The organism is Candidatus Brevundimonas phytovorans (assembly GCA_029203145.1).
Taxonomy (GTDB): domain Bacteria; phylum Pseudomonadota; class Alphaproteobacteria; order Caulobacterales; family Caulobacteraceae; genus Brevundimonas; species Brevundimonas phytovorans.
Window position 1 is genome coordinate 886,268 of sequence record CP119309.1, and the last position, 15,315, is coordinate 901,582.

The 15,315-nt window shown below is 68.0% G+C and carries 17 protein-coding genes; 13 read left to right on the top strand and 4 right to left on the bottom strand.

Annotated elements, in window-relative coordinates:
• Both P0Y52_04265 and bla read left to right on the top strand, forming a co-directional pair.
• Positions 1-1,389, top strand: a complete 1,389-nt coding sequence (locus P0Y52_04265) for a trypsin-like peptidase domain-containing protein (protein ID WEK58753.1) — start codon at positions 1-3, stop codon at positions 1,387-1,389.
• 84 nt (positions 1,390-1,473) lie between these two features.
• On the top strand, positions 1,474-2,355 hold the full coding sequence (gene bla, locus P0Y52_04270) for a subclass B3 metallo-beta-lactamase (GenBank protein WEK58754.1): 882 nt from the start codon (positions 1,474-1,476) through the stop codon (positions 2,353-2,355).
• Here the strand turns inward: bla and P0Y52_04275 are convergent.
• Positions 2,352-2,771, bottom strand: coding sequence for a VOC family protein (locus P0Y52_04275; protein ID WEK58755.1), 420 nt, complete (start codon positions 2,769-2,771; stop codon positions 2,352-2,354). The genes bla and P0Y52_04275 overlap by 4 nt on opposite strands.
• A gap of 67 nt (positions 2,772-2,838) precedes the next feature.
• Here P0Y52_04275 and P0Y52_04280 point away from each other — a divergent pair, with 67 nt between their 5' ends.
• From P0Y52_04280 to P0Y52_04315, 8 genes are all read left to right on the top strand, one after another.
• Positions 2,839-4,155 carry a replication-associated recombination protein A gene (locus P0Y52_04280; GenBank protein WEK58756.1) on the top strand — a complete coding sequence of 439 codons (1,317 nt, stop codon included), beginning with the start codon at positions 2,839-2,841 and terminating at the stop codon, positions 4,153-4,155.
• Between the two features lie 84 nt (positions 4,156-4,239).
• Positions 4,240-4,686, top strand: a complete 447-nt coding sequence (locus P0Y52_04285; GenBank protein ID WEK58757.1) for a hypothetical protein — start codon at positions 4,240-4,242, stop codon at positions 4,684-4,686.
• Positions 4,687-4,697: 11 nt separating this feature from the next.
• On the top strand, positions 4,698-5,426 hold the full coding sequence (locus P0Y52_04290) for an RluA family pseudouridine synthase (GenBank protein ID WEK58758.1): 729 nt from the start codon (positions 4,698-4,700) through the stop codon (positions 5,424-5,426).
• A gap of 104 nt (positions 5,427-5,530) precedes the next feature.
• Complete coding sequence (locus tag P0Y52_04295) at positions 5,531-6,025, top strand: hypothetical protein (protein WEK58759.1); 495 nt, start codon at positions 5,531-5,533, stop codon at positions 6,023-6,025.
• Positions 6,026-6,074: 49 nt separating this feature from the next.
• Positions 6,075-6,473 (top strand): fluoride efflux transporter CrcB, encoded by a 399-nt coding sequence (crcB, locus tag P0Y52_04300; protein WEK58760.1) that lies wholly within the window; start codon positions 6,075-6,077, stop codon positions 6,471-6,473.
• Entirely contained in the window at positions 6,470-7,465 is a 996-nt protein-coding gene (locus P0Y52_04305) for an RluA family pseudouridine synthase (GenBank protein ID WEK58761.1), read from the top strand. Before crcB ends, P0Y52_04305 begins: the two co-directional genes overlap by 4 nt.
• Positions 7,462-8,136: an HAD-IA family hydrolase gene (locus P0Y52_04310; GenBank protein WEK58762.1), complete on the top strand. Its 675-nt coding sequence runs from the start codon at positions 7,462-7,464 to the stop codon at positions 8,134-8,136. Before P0Y52_04305 ends, P0Y52_04310 begins: the two co-directional genes overlap by 4 nt.
• Positions 8,137-8,158: 22 nt before the next feature.
• Positions 8,159-8,923: an ATPase gene (locus tag P0Y52_04315; GenBank protein ID WEK58763.1), complete on the top strand. Its 765-nt coding sequence runs from the start codon at positions 8,159-8,161 to the stop codon at positions 8,921-8,923.
• 153 nt (positions 8,924-9,076) lie between these two features.
• On the opposite strand, the gene P0Y52_04320 is transcribed toward P0Y52_04315, so the two are convergent.
• Complete coding sequence (locus P0Y52_04320; protein WEK58764.1) at positions 9,077-9,844, bottom strand: pseudouridine synthase; 768 nt, start codon at positions 9,842-9,844, stop codon at positions 9,077-9,079.
• 312 nt (positions 9,845-10,156) lie between these two features.
• Here P0Y52_04320 and P0Y52_04325 point away from each other — a divergent pair, with 312 nt between their 5' ends.
• A complete protein-coding gene (locus P0Y52_04325; protein ID WEK58765.1) occupies positions 10,157-10,651 on the top strand; it encodes a hypothetical protein in 495 nt (164 codons plus the stop codon).
• A 46-nt stretch (positions 10,652-10,697) separates the two neighbouring features.
• On the opposite strand, the gene P0Y52_04330 is transcribed toward P0Y52_04325, so the two are convergent.
• Entirely contained in the window at positions 10,698-11,324 is a 627-nt protein-coding gene (locus P0Y52_04330; GenBank protein ID WEK58766.1) for a DUF938 domain-containing protein, read from the bottom strand.
• A gap of 214 nt (positions 11,325-11,538) precedes the next feature.
• Here P0Y52_04330 and P0Y52_04335 point away from each other — a divergent pair, with 214 nt between their 5' ends.
• The gene (locus P0Y52_04335) at positions 11,539-13,389 is read left to right on the top strand and encodes a phosphoenolpyruvate carboxykinase (GTP) (protein WEK58767.1); all 1,851 of its coding nucleotides are present in this window, start codon (positions 11,539-11,541) and stop codon (positions 13,387-13,389) included.
• A 48-nt stretch (positions 13,390-13,437) separates the two neighbouring features.
• Positions 13,438-14,454, top strand: a complete 1,017-nt coding sequence (locus P0Y52_04340) for an FAD-dependent oxidoreductase (protein ID WEK58768.1) — start codon at positions 13,438-13,440, stop codon at positions 14,452-14,454.
• 9 nt (positions 14,455-14,463) lie between these two features.
• On the opposite strand, the gene P0Y52_04345 is transcribed toward P0Y52_04340, so the two are convergent.
• Positions 14,464-15,198: a TonB family protein gene (locus P0Y52_04345; protein ID WEK58769.1), complete on the bottom strand. Its 735-nt coding sequence runs from the start codon at positions 15,196-15,198 to the stop codon at positions 14,464-14,466.
• Between the last annotated feature and the right edge of the window lie 117 nt (positions 15,199-15,315).

Sequence of the window (15,315 nt, forward strand, 5' to 3'; positions counted from 1 at the left end):
ATGAAGACTTCCAGACTGGCCCTCGCCGCCGCCCTGATGCTGTCCGCCTGCGGTCAGCCGCAACCGTCGAAGGCGCAGGAGGGCGTCTTCGCCGAACAGCCGCGTCAGGCCCCGCGCGACGCCGGCGCCATGAAGTCCAGCTTCGCCCCCGTGGTGCGAGAGGCGGCGCCCGCCGTGGTCAACATCTCGGCGCGCGGCGTGCAGCAGGTGCGCGATCCCTTCTTTGAGATGTTCGGCGGCGGGCCGCAGTCGCGCGTGACCGGCTCGATCGGTTCGGGCGTCATCGTGCGCGGCGACGGGATCGTGGTGACCAACAACCACGTCATCGAGAACATGCAGGAGATCCGCGTCACCCTGAACGACCGGCGCGAATATGCGGCCAAGGTGCTGCTGGCGGACTCGCGTTCGGACATCGCTGTGTTGCAGTTGCAGGGCGTCGAGGGGACGCTGCCGGCCCTGCGCATCGACGATCAGGAAGAACAGCAGGTCGGCGATCTGGTCCTGGCCATCGGCAATCCGTTCGGCGTGGGTCAGACCGTGACCAACGGCATCATCTCGGCGGTGAACCGCACCGAGACCGGGATCAGCGATTCCGGCTCCTTCATCCAGACCGACGCGGCCATCAATCCCGGCAACTCGGGCGGGGCGCTGGTGGACATGGACGGCGATCTGATCGGCATCAACACGGCCATCTTCTCGCGCACCGGGTCTTCGACCGGGGTGGGCTTTGCGGTGCCGGCGACCATGGTGAAACGGGTGGTGGACTCGGCCATCGGCGGGGCCAAGGCCGTGGTCCGGCCCTGGCTGGGCGTGAAGGGCGACACCGTCAGCGCCGACATCGCCCGCAGCCTGGGCCTGTCGCGGCCGCAGGGCCTGATCATCACCGAGGTCTATCCGCAGGGACCCGGCGCGCGCGCCGGGCTGGAGGAAGGCGACGTCATCACCGCCATCGACGGGGCCGAGATCAACGACCAGGGCGGGCTGAACTTCCGCGTCGGCACCAAGTCGCCGAACGACACGGTGGCCGTGACCATCCTGCGCGACGGCAGGACCCAGACGATCAATGCGCGGGTTTCGGCCCTGCCGGGTCAGGCCGAACCGGGGCAGGGGGCGGTCGTGGCGCAGGGCGCGCTGGCGGGTCTGCAAGGCGTGGCGCTGAACCCGGCGCTGGCCGACCGGCTGGGCGGCGATCCCTTCGTCAGCGGCGTGGTGGTGACGGGGGTGCAGCGCAACAGCCTGGCCGCCCGTATCGGCCTGCGTCCCAACGACCTGATCGTTCAGGTGGATGGGCGACCGGCGACCTCGGTCGCGGCCTTGGGGCGGGCGCAGCGGGGAACGGAGCTGACCATCGTGCGCGGCGGTCGCAGCCTGAAGGGCCGTCTGCCCTAAGTCGCCGGAGACGAGGCTGGGGATAGCTGCGCTGTTCGGTTTGGCGCGGCTTGCGTGCGGGGATGGCGTGTGTGGAATGGCGGGATGATGTTCTTGCCCTTCGCCGCCGCGCTCGCCCTGATGTCCGCAAGCGGGGGCGCCGTTCATGACGATCCCCTGACGCAGCCGATCCCCGGCAACGCCGACTGGGTGAAGCCGCAAACGCCGTTGAAGCTGTACGGCAAGACCTATTTTGTCGGCACCGGCGGTCTCAGCCTGGTGTTGATTGACACCGGCGATGGTCTGATCCTGATCGACGGCGCCCTGCAGCAGACCGTCGAGGCGACGAAGGCGAACATTCGCCAGCTGGGGTTCAAGGTGGAGGACATCCGCTACATCCTGAACACCGAGGCGCACTATGACCATTCGGGCGGCCTGGCCGCCCTGGCGCGCGACAGCGGGGCGGAGGTGATCACCAGCCCCATCGGCGCCGCCGCCCTGCGCACGGGCCGGATCGACGCCCATGATCCGCAGGCCGCGGACATTCCTGAACATCCGCCGGTCCCCAATGCGCGCGGCATCGGCGACGGGGAAGCCGTGCGTCTGGGCGCTACGGCGGTGACGGCGGTTTTCACGCCGGGGCATACGCCCGGCAGCGTCAGCTGGACCTGGAAGGCGTGTGAAGGCGAGACCTGCGTGGACGTGGTGTTCGCCTCCAGCCTGAATGCGGTGGCGAACGGTGTCTTCACCTATACGGCCCACCCCGATGTGACGGCGTCATTGCGCGCCTCAATCGATCGGGTGGAGGCGCTGTCTTGTGATCTGCTGATCTCGGCTCATCCCGACAACTCGGGCGGCGACGTCAAGATCGCGGCCTTGGAGGCCGGGGCCACGCCCAACCCCTTCCTCGATCCGTCAGCCTGTCGCGCCTATGCGGAGCGGGCGCGGGGCCGGCTGCAGGCGCGACTAGATCGCGAAGCGTCCTAGGCCTTCTTCGGGCCGCCAATGGACCAGGTGTGGCCGAAGGGGTCGCGGACCTGGCCGTAGCGGTCGCCCCAGAACTGGTCCTCCAGCGGCATGACGGGGACGGCGCCCGCCACCAGGGCGCGGGTCCACCACTCGTCGGGATCATCGACCTGAAGGTGCAGGGTGACGCCCTTGGGCGTGATGTCGGCCTCGCCGGACCATTCGGGGAATTCGTCGGCCAGCATGAGGCTGGCGCCATTGATTCGGAGGTGGGCGTGCATCAGCCGCTCGCCGTCCTCGGCCGGCATGCGCATGATCTCTTCGGCGCCGAAGGCTCGACCATAGAATTCGATCGCCGCCGCGCCGCCCCGAGACGGAATGGTCAGATGAGGCGTGAGGCCGCCGGTCGGGCCCTGGTTCGGCTGGGATTCGGACATGGTTCCTCCGTTCGCGCCGATAGTAGTGCGTGTAATCGGCTGAACGAACGCCTATCTCTGCCGTTCCATGAGCGATTTGTTTGAAGCCTCCGGCATCCATCCTCCTGACGCGCCTCTGGCTGACCGTCTGCGCCCGCAGACGCTGGATCAGGTCGTGGGGCAGGACCATCTGCTGGGCGAGGGCGGGCCGATCCGCCGCATGATCGAGGCCGGGCGTCTGGGCTCCATGATCCTGTGGGGGCCGCCGGGCACCGGAAAGACCACCATCGCCCGGCTTCTGGCCAAGGCGGCGGGCTATGAATATCAATCAATTAGCGCGGTCTTCTCAGGCGTTGCCGACCTGAAGAAGGCGTTCGAGGCGGCCAGGATGCGCCGGGCGGCGGGGCAACAGACCCTGCTGTTCGTGGACGAGATCCACCGCTTCAACCGCGCCCAGCAGGACGGCTTCCTGCCCTTCGTCGAGGAGGGGGTGGTGACGCTGGTCGGGGCCACGACCGAGAACCCGTCGTTCGAACTGAACGGGGCGCTGCTGTCGCGGTCCCAGGTCTATGTGCTGAAGCGGCTGGACGACGCGGCGCTGGACCAGTTGCTGGATCGGGCGGCGACCCTGATGGAGCGGCCCCTGCCGCTGACGCCCGAGGCGCGCCACGCCATGCTGGCCCTGGCCGACGGCGACGGGCGCTATCTGCTGACCATGTCGGAGGTGCTGTTCGACCTGCCTGGCCCAGACCGGGGAGGCGATCTGCTGGACGTTCAGGCTCTGGCGGGCGTGCTTCAGAAGCGGGCGCCCGCCTACGACAAGTCGCGCGAGGAACATTATAACCTCATATCTGCGCTGCATAAATCGGTGCGCGGGTCAGACCCGGACGCGGCGCTCTACTGGCTGGCGCGGATGCTGAACGGAGGCGAGGATCCGCTCTATCTGGCGCGGCGCATCGTGCGGATGGCGGTCGAGGACATCGGTCAGGCCGACCCCCTGTCCATCATGGTCGCCAACGCCGCCAAGGACACCTACGACTTCCTCGGCTCGCCCGAGGGCGAACTGGCGCTGGCTCAGGCGGTGGTCCATCTGGCCACGGCGCCCAAGTCGGTCGGGGTCTATGAAGCCTTCAAGGCGGCCAAGAAGGCGGCGCACGAAACCGGCTCCCTGATGCCGCCCGCCCATATCCGCAATGCGCCTACGAAGCTGATGAAGTCGCTCGGCTACGGCAAGGGCTACCAGTACGACCCCGACACGCCCGAGGGCTTCTCGGGCGCCAACTTCTTCCCCGACGAGATGGAGCGGCGCACCTTCTACAGGCCCAAGGGCGAGGGGCATGAGGAGAAGGTCAAGGCGCGGCTGGAACGCTGGGCGGCGATGCGGGCGCGGGCGCAGGGCGACTGACACGCCCAACCTGATCGCCGTTCATTGTTAAGCATGGCGGTTCCGGCCTAGCCTCCCTGTGATCGGCAACCTGGGGAGGGAATAATGATCGATATTGCGAGACGAGCGGCGACGCCCTGGCATCTGTGGGTCGTGGGCGTCGTGGCGGTTCTGTGGAACGCCTTTGGCTGCTGGGACTATACGATGACCCATCTGAAGGGTGAGGCGCACCTGCGCGCCTTCGGCATGACCGACGCGCAGATCGCCTCTTTCGTCGCCATGCCCGCCTGGACGCACGCGACCTGGGCCATCGGGGTGTGGGGCGGCCTCTTGGGCGCTGTACTGCTGTTGGCGCGCCGGCGGTGGGCCACACCCGTCTTCGTCCTGTCGTTCCTCGGCTTCGTCGGCGGGCAGATCTACAGCCATGTCCTGTCCGATGCATCGGCTGTGGCGGGACCCAACGCCTGGGTGATGAACGTCGTCATCGGGGCCGGTTGCGTCTTCTTCATCTGGTACGCCTGGACCATGGCGAAGAAGGGCGTCCTCCGCTAAAGGCTCGGCGGGTGAAAACCCGCCAGCCCGCTTCCCTGACCGAAGAAGACATCGCCGCCGTTCGTTCGTGGGTCATCCACGAGGACGCGCATATCATCGCCTTCAACAAGCCGTCGGGCCTGTCGAGTCAGGGCGGCCGCATTCAGGCCCATACCCTGGACGACCTGCTGTGGGCCTTTGCGCGCTCGAACGGCAAGCGGCCGGAACTGGTGCACCGGCTGGACCGTGACACCTCGGGCGTCATCCTGGCGGCCAAGACCAAGCCCGCCGCGGGTTTCCTGGGCAAGGCCATGCAGATGCGCCGGTTCCAGAAGACCTATCTGGCCCTGGTGTCCGCAGCCCCTGAGCACAAGTCGGGCCGCATCACCGCCGCCCTGCGCCGCGAAGAGATCGGGCGCGAAAGCTATATGCGGGTGGTCGAGTTCGATGCGCCGGGCGCGCAAGGCGCCGTCAGCGGCTATCGCACCCTGGCCGCCAGCGAGGACGGCGCCCTGGTCGAGCTGTCGCCCGAGACGGGGCGGATGCATCAACTGCGGGTTCACATGGCCTCGATCGGTCGGCCTCTGGTCGGCGATGTGCGCTACGGCGGGGCCTTGACCTTCGCCGGTCGCGGCGCGCCGCGCCTGATGCTGCATGCGGCCAAGCTGTCCTTCCCGCACCCCGAAGGTGGGGAGCGCGTGACGCTGGAGGCGGCGCCGCCTGCGGACTTCGCGGCCTTGCAGGCGGCGGCGGGGCTCTGAAATCCTCCCCTGCGTAGCGGGGGAGGATCGCCTGTTCAGCGCCGGTTCAGCTTCATGGCGGAACATCGGGCCTGGCTCGGCGCTAATCGGGCAGGAGATTTCGCATGAAACGTCTCACCTTTGGTCTGATCGCCGCCTCCGCCCTGGCGCTGAGCGCCTGCGCCAGCCTGGCCCCCTATGGGCCGCAGCAGGGTGCGCGGGGGCAGGGGTTCAGCGAGCAGCAGATCGAATCCAACCGTTTCCGCGTCACCTACAACGGTGTCGGCGCGCCGGGCCCTGTGGTTGATCGCGCCCTGTTTCGCGCGGCGCAACTGACGGTCGATCAGGGCTATGACTGGTTCGAGGTGACGCAGCGCTGGATCGACGGACGGCCTGACAGCGCCGGGGGCGTGCGTCCCAGCGTCTCGATCGGTGCAGGGTCCAGCCGATACGGCGGCTATCGCGCGTCCGGCGTCGGCGTGGGTCTGGGCTTCGACCTCAGCGGGCCGCAGCCGACCTCGACCACGCTGGAAATCGTCATGGGGCGCGGCGCCAAGCCGGATCGCCCCGAGGCCTATGACGCGCGCCGGGTTCAGGACGCGATCCGCAACCGGCTGTAGAGCGCCGCCGACCGCTGTCATTCCCGCTGTGTCGGTGTAGAAGCCCGGCATGATGCAATTTCTTCTTGTCGCCGTCGGCGGGGCCCTGGGGGCTGTGGCCCGCTATGGGCTGGGCCTGGCGGTCGGGCGGTTGGCGCCGGGCGCAAGCTGGCCGTGGGGCACGTTCGCGGCCAACGTCACGGGCGGTCTGCTGATGGGGCTGCTGGCCGGTTGGCTGGCGCTGAAGGCGGGAGCGGGGCAGGAGAGTGTGCGCCTGTTCGCCGCCGTCGGCGTGCTGGGCGGCTTCACCACCTTCTCGGCTTTTTCGCTGGAAGTCGCTTTGATGATCGAACGCCGTGAACTGGCCACGGCTTTCGTCTATGCGGTGGGTTCGGTGGTCATTTCCATCGCCGCCCTGTTCGTCGGCCTGATGATCGCGCGCAAACTGTTTACCGGAGTGGGCGCATGAGCCGCGAAGTCCAGACCCTCTATGTTGCTGAGGATGAACACGACATCCGTCTGGATCGGTGGTTCAAGCGGCGCTGGCCGCACCTGACCCATATCCAGGTCGAGAAGATGGCTCGCAGCGGCCAGATCCGCGTCGATGGTTCGCGGGTCAAGCCGCAGGACCGCCTGACCGCCGGCGCCGCCGTGCGTGTGCCGCCGCTGCCCGACGCCAATCCGCGCAAGCCCGGCGACGTCCACGAACTGACCGAACGCGACATCGCCTACGCCAAGTCGCTGGTCCTCTATGAAGATCACATGGTCATCGCCCTGAACAAGCCGCACGGTCTGGCCGTGCAGGGCGGCACCAAGACGACCAAGCACGTCGACCGCCTGCTGTCGGCCTGGGGCGAGGGGATGGACCGGCCTCGTCTGGTCCACCGTCTGGACCGCGACACCTCGGGCGTCCTGCTGCTGGGCAAGGGGCCCGAGGCGGCCAAGCGTCTGGCCGGGGCCTTCGCCCGCCGTCAGGCCAAGAAGACCTATTGGGCCATCGTCATCGGCACCCCCAAGCCGACGCACGGCCAGATCGACCTGGCGCTGAAGAAGACCGGCATCAACGACTATGAGATGATGCGTCCGGCCGAGCCCAAGGACCCCAAGGGCGAACCGGCCGAGACCGCCTTCGCCACCATCAGCCGCGCCGCCCACCGCGCGTCGTGGATGGCGCTGCGCCCCTTCACCGGTCGCACTCACCAGCTGCGCGCCCACATGGCGGCCATCGGCCACCCCATCCTGGGCGACCACAAGTACGGCACCGACGCCTCCAAGCAGTTGAGCGGCATTCTGAAGCTGCAACTGCACGCCCGCCGCATCGAGCTGGATCATCCCGGCGGCGGCACCCTGATCGTCGAGGCCCCGCTGAGCCCAGAGATCGAGGCGGGCTTCGCCCACTTCGGCTTCACCGAAGACGAGTGCGACACCGATCCGTTCGAAGGGGTCAAGCGCCAGCGATGAGGCCGCTCGCCGTTTTCGACATCGACGGGACCCTGGTCGACAGTCGCGCCTCGATCCATCGGGCGTGTTGCGAGGCGGCGGGGGTGCTGGGGCTGGCTGAGCCATCCTATGACCGGGTGCGCCAGATCGTCGGGCTGACGCTGGAGAAGGCTCTGCATGTTCTGGAGCCCGGCCTGACGATGGCCGAACTGGCCGAATTCGTGGCGGCGTTTCAAGCCAGTTTCCGCGACATGTATGACGCCGGGCACGAGGAGCCCCTGTATCCTGGCGTCATGGACACGCTCCGCCGGCTGAAGCGCGACGGCTGGCTCCTGTCGCTGGCGACGGGCCAGAACCGGCGCGGCGTGGCCCGCAATCTGGCGCGGCGGGAATGGAGTGACCTGTTCCTGTCCAGCCATTGCGCGGCGGACGGTCCGGGCAAGCCCGACCCTGCCATGCTGTTCGCCGCCATGACCGCCTGCGGGGCCGACGCGGCCTCGACCACGATGATCGGCGACACCAGCCACGACATCACGATGGCGCTGAATGCGGGCGTGCATCCGCTGGGCGTCGGCTGGGGCTTCCATACCCCTGAGGAACAGGTGGCGGCGGGCGCGCGTCACGTCGCCATCGACTGTCCTGATCTGGAGGCGGCGCTGGAGCGCTTCGCCTCGACCGCGCTTGCTGCTTAAGATTGGCTGCCTGAGACCGCCTATGTCCCACATCCCCCCGCTCGATCCCAATGTCGCCGCCCGCAAGGGTTTCCGTGAGTCCGAGGAGCGCATCAAGCGCTTCTGGACGGTCGCCGACGTGTCAGAAGACGCCAATGGCTGGACGGTGCGTCTGGATGGGCGGACGCCCAAGACGCCGGCGGGGAACACGCTGACCCTGCCGACCGAGGCCGCCGCGCGGCTGGTGGCGGATGAGTGGGCGGCGCAAGGCGAGTTCCTGGTCCCGGCGACCATGCCGGCCACCCGACTGGCCTCGACCGCCATCGACCGGGTCAGCCAGACGCGCGAGCCGGTGGCCGCCGAGATCGCCGCCTACGCCGGATCGGACGTCATCTGCTATCTGGCCGAACATCCGACGGCCCTGATCGAACGTCAGCAGGCCGAATGGGGGCCGTGGCGCGACTGGGCGGCCAAGGAACTGGGCGTGGCCCTGCACACGGCCGAGGGCATTGTGCATAGGGCCCAGGCGCCTGAGGCCCTGGAGCGGGTCAAGGCGCTGGCGCTGGCGATGGACGACCACGTCCTGACGGGCCTGGCGACGGCGGTGCCGCTGTTCGGCTCGGCGGTCCTGGGGCTGGCCGTGCAGCGCGGGGCGCTGTCGGGTGCGGCGGCGCTGGAACTGTCGCGTCTGGACGAGGCCTTTACCGAGGAGCGCTGGGGCGTGGACGAGGAAGCCGCGGCTCGCGTGGCGGCTCACCGCGACGAGGCGACCCTGTTGCAGCGGTGGTTTGAGGCGCTGCGGGGCTGAGGCCGCACCAATCCCGCTCATCCCCGCTGAGGCGGCGACCCAACAAGAGCCTCCCACGCCAACGTCTGCTTTAGCGCGGCCCGATGAATCGGAGGGTCTGTAGCCAAAGCCCTGGGTCCCCGCCTCCGCGGGGATGAGCGGAAGATGGAGGGGTTAGCTCAAGTCGCCGCGGATCAGGGCGTCGCGTTCCTCGGGCGTGATCATCCGCCACTTGCCCTCGGGCAGGTTGTTCAGATGGATGGGGCCGACGCGGATACGCAGCAGGTCGATGACCTCAAGGTCCACCATCTCGCACATCCGGCGGATCTGGCGGTTGCGGCCCTCGGTCAGGATGAAGCGCAGGCGGTTCTGCTCCATGCGCGAGACCTTGGCGTATTTCAGGATGCGGCCGTCCAGCATCAGGCCGCGTCGCAGCAGGGCCAGCTTCTTCTCGGTGACGTCGCCTTCGATGCGGACGAGGTATTCCTTGTCCAGTTTCGACTGCGGGCCGATCACGGCCTTGGCCACCACCCCGTCCGACGACAGCATCAGCAGGCCGCGCGAGTCCTCGTCCAGACGGCCGATGGGGGGCAGGGAGGCGTCCTCGGCGGGAGGCGTGCCTTCACCGATCAGGTTTTCGGCGGTCAGCAGGCGGACGGCGGGGATCTTGTCCGGCTCAGGCTGACCCGAGACATAGCCCAGGGGCTTGTGGATCAGGATGGTGACGCCTGAGGCCAGGGCGGCTTCGCCCCGGTCGTTCAGGGTCAGAGTCTGGCCCGGCTCGATCTTGCGGCCCGCGTCGGTGACGCTCTCGCCGTCGATCGTGACCATGCCGGCGGCGATCAGAGCCTCGGCCTCACGTCGAGAGCAGACGCCGGTCTGGCCCAGCCACTTGTTGATGCGGACAGGCTCGGGGCCGTCATAGGTGCGAGTGAAAGCCATGGCGTCGGTCCTTGAGGATGGCGCTCTGTAGAAGGCCGGGGGGCGGGCAGGCAAGCCGTCCACGCGGGGCAGGACGGAAAAGAAATCATAAATCGTCTTTGAATATCGCTGAGATCATATGAGCCGGCTCTGTCATTGACCCTGAGCGCAGCGGGCCTATATGTTCAGTCACCCCAACGAACTGATCCAGATCGCGTCCGGCCGCGCCGTGACGCGGCGATTCTTGTTTTCAGTTTCCCATGCGGGGCTTTTCGTCTGATCCATTCTGAACAGACGACTGAATATTGAACGATAACCTTTGAAGGAGACGTCTTGTCCGCTCAACGCAACAATTCGACCGCCCCCCGCACTCGTCCCGGCTTCAATCGCCCCGCCCCCATGCGCCTGCGCATGGGCCTGATCATGCGCAAGGGCATGGATTTCGGTCCTCTGGGCGACATGGAAACCGCGCTGCGCTTTGACGGCGTCTCCCTGGCGCCGATCTCGACCGGTGAGGCCAGCCTGATCAGCAGCGGCGTGACCGTGCTGGCCACGGCGACGGCGGATGACATCATCAGCGGACGGGTCAAGGGCGTGGTCGTGCCGGGCGGCGAGGCGGACGAGGCGGGCGTGGCTCAGGTCAAGGCGCTGCTGGGACTGGCCAAGGCGCAGGGCTTGCCGGTGCTGGCTTTTGCTGACGGCGTGGCCCTGGCGGCTGAAGCCTTTGGCGTGACGGCGGAGGCGCCGGGCGCGGTCTTCCAGGGCGACAAGGTGGCGCTGATCGCCGAGCGCGCAGAACTGTCGGCGGTGGTCGCGACCATCGCCTGAGCCTGAAGCGGGCGGAGCTTGAGGGCGCCTGGGGGACCAGCGTCGATCAGGTTCGTCTGAACAGAAGGCTGATGTTGTTGGCGGGCATGTCCGTCCGCAACGTCAGCGACAGGCCGTGCGATCGGGCCAGGGCGACAACCACGTCCCGGTCGCGCAGGCCCCAGGCCGGGTCGCGGGACTTCAGGCTGGCGTCAAAGGCTTCATTCGACAGCGCCAGCGGCGCCTCGGCCTCGCGATAGGGGCCGTAAAGATAGAGCAGGCCGCCGGGGTGATGCAGGACGCGTTCCGCCAGCTTCATCAGGCCCTCGGTCGCCGCCCAAGGGCTGATGTGCACCATGTTGATGCAGATGACGGCGTCGAAGGGCCCGTTCGGCCAGGTACGCTCGTCCAGACAGTCGAGCGCCAGCGGCGGCTGAAGATTGGGATGGTCGGCCTCGGCGGCCCAGGCGGCGATGCTGCTGCGTGCTTCCGGGCTGGGGTCGCTGGGCGTCCAGTCCACCCCGCGCAGGGCGCCGGAAAAAGTTACGGCGTGCTGGCCCGATCCCGCAGCGATCTCGAGCACCCGACCGCGTTTTGGCAGGTGGGCGCGCAACAGGGTCAGAATCGGCTCGGCGTTGCGAGCAGAGGCCGGGGCGGCGAGGGCGCCGTCGGGGAGGGCGGTGAGAGTGTCCATGGTGCGCATGGGGTCTTGATATCCCTGCCCAGGGCGCATCGCGACCTGAAAACTTGCTGCGCCGCAGCAAGTTTATTCTGACAGAAGTGAATTCCTGCAACGGTTGACCTAGCGTCGCCTCAGATGGCATTGCGCCTGAAACAGGGCGTGATCAGCGTCCGACTCGTCACGACGGCGTCAGATCGTTGGGCGGCACGGTTCAGGAGACCATGTTGTGACTGCAGACGTATCGATTCCCGGACTCTCTCCGGCCCCCACCGCCCACAAGGGTCTGGTCGCCTGGGTCGAGCAGATTGCGGCTTTGACCAAGCCGGACCGGGTGCATTGGTGCGACGGCTCGGAAGCCGAAAAGTCGGCCATCGTCGCCGACCTGATCGCCAAGGGCACGCTGAAGGAACTGGATCAGTCCAAGCGCCCCGGCTGCTACTACGCCGCCTCGGACCCCAAGGACGTGGCCCGCGTCGAAAGCCGCACCTTCATCTGCTCGGAAGACGAGGCCGACGCCGGCCCGACCAACAACTGGGCCGATCCGATCGAGATGCGCGATCGTCTCGATGGTCTGTTCGACGGCTGCATGAAGGGCCGGACGATGTACGTCGTTCCCTTCTGCATGGGCCCGCTGGGCTCCAAGATTTCCGCCCTGGGCGTCGAGATCACCGACAGCGGCTATGTCGCCGTGTCGATGGGCGTCATGACCCGCATGGGCAAGCCGGCGCTGGACATGCTGGGCGCCGACGGCGTCTTCGTGCCCGCCGTTCACACCCTGGGCGCGCCGCTGGCTGAAGGTCAGGCCGACGTGCCGTGGCCCTGCAACGACGACAAGTGGATCGTCCACTTCCCTGAGACGCGCGAAATCTGGTCCTATGGTTCGGGCTACGGCGGCAACGCCCTGCTGGGCAAGAAGTGCTACGCCCTGCGCATCGCCTCGATCATGGCCCGCGACGAGGGCTGGCTGGCCGAGCACATGCTGATCCTCAAGCTGACCAGCCCCGAGGGCGTGTCCAAGTATGTGGCCGCCGCCTTCCCGAGCGCCTGCGGCAAGACCAACCTGGCCATGCTGCAACCGGCGCTGGCGGGCTGGAAGGCCGAGACCGTCGGCGACGACATCGCCTGGATGCGTTTCGGCGAGGACGGTCGTCTGTACGCCGTGAACCCGGAAGCGGGCTTCTTCGGCGTGGCGCCCGGCACCAGCCGCAACACCAACCAGAACGCGCTCGAGACCCTGGCGAAGAACACCATCTTCACCAACGTCGCCCTGACCGCTGACGGCGATGTCTGGTGGGAGGGCCTGACCAAGGAGGCGCCGGCGGGCCTGACCAACTGGAAGGGTCAGCCGCATGATCCGGCGTCGGGCGAGCCTGCCGCTCACCCGAACGCCCGCTTCGCCGCCCCCGCCGGACAGTGCCCGGCCATCGCGCCCGAGTGGGAAGACCCGGCGGGCGTGCCGATCGACGCCATCCTGTTCGGCGGTCGCCGCGCTTCGGCCGTGCCGCTGGTGACGGAAGCCTTCGACTGGGAGCACGGCGTCTTCATGGGCTCGACCGTGGCCTCGGAAGGCACCGCCGCCGCCGAGAACAAGGTCGGCGAACTGCGCCGCGATCCCTTCGCCATGCTGCCCTTCTGCGGCTACAACATGGGCGACTATTTCGCCCACTGGCTGAAGCTGGGCGAGAAGGCGGATGCGTCCAAGCTGCCGCGTCTCTTCTTCGTCAACTGGTTCCGCAAGAACGAGGACGGCAAGTTCGTCTGGCCGGGCTTTGGCGACAACGCCCGCGTGCTGAAGTGGATCGTCGAGCGCCTGGACGGTCAGGCCGAGGCCTTGGACACTCCGGTGGGTCGCGTGCCGACCAAGGCGGCGCTGGACCTGTCGGGCCTGAGCCTGTCGGACGCCGACCTGACGATCCTGCTGGATGTCGACGCCGACGTCTGGACCGAGGAAGCGGCCCTGATCCCGGCCTTCTACGAGAAGTTCGGCGAGCGGCTGCCCAAGGCCCTGTGGGGCCAGCACACAGCCCTGACCAAGCGTCTGGAAGAGGCGCGCGCCGCCAAGCTCGCGGCTGAGTAAGACAAAAGCCGGGTTGAAATCGGGGCGCGGGAGGTCGAAGGACTGACCGTGCCCCTTTTCAATTCTCAAGACATCCTGGTGGTCGGCGCGGGCGTTCTGGGCCTGTGCGCGGCGGCTGAACTGACGCGGCGCGGCCATGCCGTGACCGTGGTCGATCCGGGCGGTCTGAACGCCTCGGGCGTCGCGGCGGGGATGATCGCCCCGGCGATGGAAAGCGCAGTCGATGACCTGAGCCCTGACCACGCCGAACTGCTGCGCCGGGCCCGCGACACCTGGGCGGATTTCGCGTTGGCGACCGGCGTCAGGCTGAACCGCGACCTGGCCGAGTGGCGGGGCGGGAACGTTGAGGTTCTGGCGGCGCGGTTGGCGGCGTTGGGCTTTGCGCATGAGTACGACCGCGAGACGGCGCGGCTGACCACGCACGAAGACTGGAAGGTCGAGCCGGCCCAGGCCCTGGCGGCGCTGGGGCGAGGCGTTCGCATCATTGAAGGCCGGGCGACGGGTCTGACGCGGCTTGATGCTCGCTGGCGCGTCGAGACGACTGCGGGGCCGGTCGAGACCGATCAGGTGGTGCTGGCGACCGGGGCGGGGGCGGGGCTGGACGGCCTATCCGAAGCTGTCGCGGGGTTGCTGGCGCTGATTACGCCGATCCGGGGGCAGATCGGTCTGGTGAACGAGCGGCTGACCGATCATGTCTTGCGCGGTCCCGGCGCCTATATCGCGCCGATGGGCGAGGGGTGTGTGATCGGGGCGACGATGGAGCCGGGCGAGCGGTCGCTGACGCCTGATCCCGAGCGTTGCGCTCGGATGTTGGCGGCGGCCTGGGCCGTGCTGGATAAAGCGGCGCGTCCGCTGGAGATTGAGTGGCGCGCCGGGGTGCGCGGGGCCACGCCGGATGGTCTGCCGATGGCGGGGGCGGTCGGGCAGGGGCTGCACCTGGCCCTGGGGCCGCGTCGCAACGGCTGGCTGCTGGGTCCGCTGGTCGCCGGGGTGGTGGTGGACGAGGTTGAGGGTCGGTCCTCGAAAGAACCGACCCTTGCCCCCCGGCGCTTCATCCAGCCTTAGAGGGTTGCCCTATTCCGGCAGGTTGAAGCGAATGGCCATGCTGACGCGGGCCCCGTCGACGGCCTGGCCGTCCACCATGCGCGGGCTGAGACGGAAGTAGCGCGTCAGGCCCAGAGCCGCCCGCCCAAAGCCCTGGGCGCCCGGCGTTTCGGATGACACGGAACAGCCGGTCAGGGTCCCGTCCACCTTCACAAGGCAGGACAGGTTGGCGACGCCGCTGACGCCCCGCGCCTCGGCGGCGGAAGGATAGGCTCGCATCATCTGCTCGGCCGAAGGCTTGCGCACCCAATCGGGGTTGGTGATGACTGGAGGCGAGCGCACGGGCTCGACCGAGACGGTCGTGCCGCTTGAGGACTCGCTGGCCGGCGCGGTCAGGTTGATCACCGGTCCTGCATTCGCTGAAGTCACGGGCGCGACCGGAACCACCAGCGGCGGAACCTCGGACGGAATGACGGTTTCCGCGCGATGGATCGGCGGCGTGGGCGCGGGCGGCGCCTTGGGGGCGACCACGGGCTCGGGCGGCTTGGGATAGGGGGTCAGGTCGACCGTCGTGACTGGTCCGTCCTCCAGCACAGGAATATCCGCCAGCACGAATCTCTGGTTGTAGAGCCAGACACCGGCTCCGACGTGGACCAGGGCCGAAACTCCGATGGCCGCCCACATCCAGCGCGGAATCGGCTTCTTTCGTTCGGAAAAGTCTATCGGGCTCACCAGTCCGGGGCCGCCCGCGGTTCTGATCATCATGGCCTTCAACGCCTCCTGTCGTTGGCCCTCCCCAGAGACCACGTAACAAAGGTCGCGCTCAGCTTGCGGCATTATTGCGGCGCTTGCCGGTTAGGTTTTCATTAACCTTAGTTAGCG

What these genes read in the sequence shown, in the direction of transcription:
- P0Y52_04265 (WEK58753.1), top strand. Translation starts at nt 1, where the DNA reads ATGAAGACTTCCAGACTGGCCCTCGCCGCCGCCCTGATGCTGTCCGCC.
- bla (WEK58754.1), top strand. Translation starts at nt 1,474, where the DNA reads ATGATGTTCTTGCCCTTCGCCGCCGCGCTCGCCCTGATGTCCGCAAGC.
- P0Y52_04275 (WEK58755.1), bottom strand. Translation starts at nt 2,771, where the DNA reads ATGTCCGAATCCCAGCCGAACCAGGGCCCGACCGGCGGCCTCACGCCT.
- P0Y52_04280 (WEK58756.1), top strand. Translation starts at nt 2,839, where the DNA reads ATGAGCGATTTGTTTGAAGCCTCCGGCATCCATCCTCCTGACGCGCCT.
- P0Y52_04285 (WEK58757.1), top strand. Translation starts at nt 4,240, where the DNA reads ATGATCGATATTGCGAGACGAGCGGCGACGCCCTGGCATCTGTGGGTC.
- P0Y52_04295 (WEK58759.1), top strand. Translation starts at nt 5,531, where the DNA reads ATGAAACGTCTCACCTTTGGTCTGATCGCCGCCTCCGCCCTGGCGCTG.
- crcB (WEK58760.1), top strand. Translation starts at nt 6,075, where the DNA reads ATGATGCAATTTCTTCTTGTCGCCGTCGGCGGGGCCCTGGGGGCTGTG.
- P0Y52_04305 (WEK58761.1), top strand. Translation starts at nt 6,470, where the DNA reads ATGAGCCGCGAAGTCCAGACCCTCTATGTTGCTGAGGATGAACACGAC.
- P0Y52_04310 (WEK58762.1), top strand. Translation starts at nt 7,462, where the DNA reads ATGAGGCCGCTCGCCGTTTTCGACATCGACGGGACCCTGGTCGACAGT.
- P0Y52_04315 (WEK58763.1), top strand. Translation starts at nt 8,159, where the DNA reads ATGTCCCACATCCCCCCGCTCGATCCCAATGTCGCCGCCCGCAAGGGT.
- P0Y52_04320 (WEK58764.1), bottom strand. Translation starts at nt 9,844, where the DNA reads ATGGCTTTCACTCGCACCTATGACGGCCCCGAGCCTGTCCGCATCAAC.
- P0Y52_04330 (WEK58766.1), bottom strand. Translation starts at nt 11,324, where the DNA reads ATGGACACTCTCACCGCCCTCCCCGACGGCGCCCTCGCCGCCCCGGCC.
- P0Y52_04345 (WEK58769.1), bottom strand. Translation starts at nt 15,198, where the DNA reads ATGATGATCAGAACCGCGGGCGGCCCCGGACTGGTGAGCCCGATAGAC.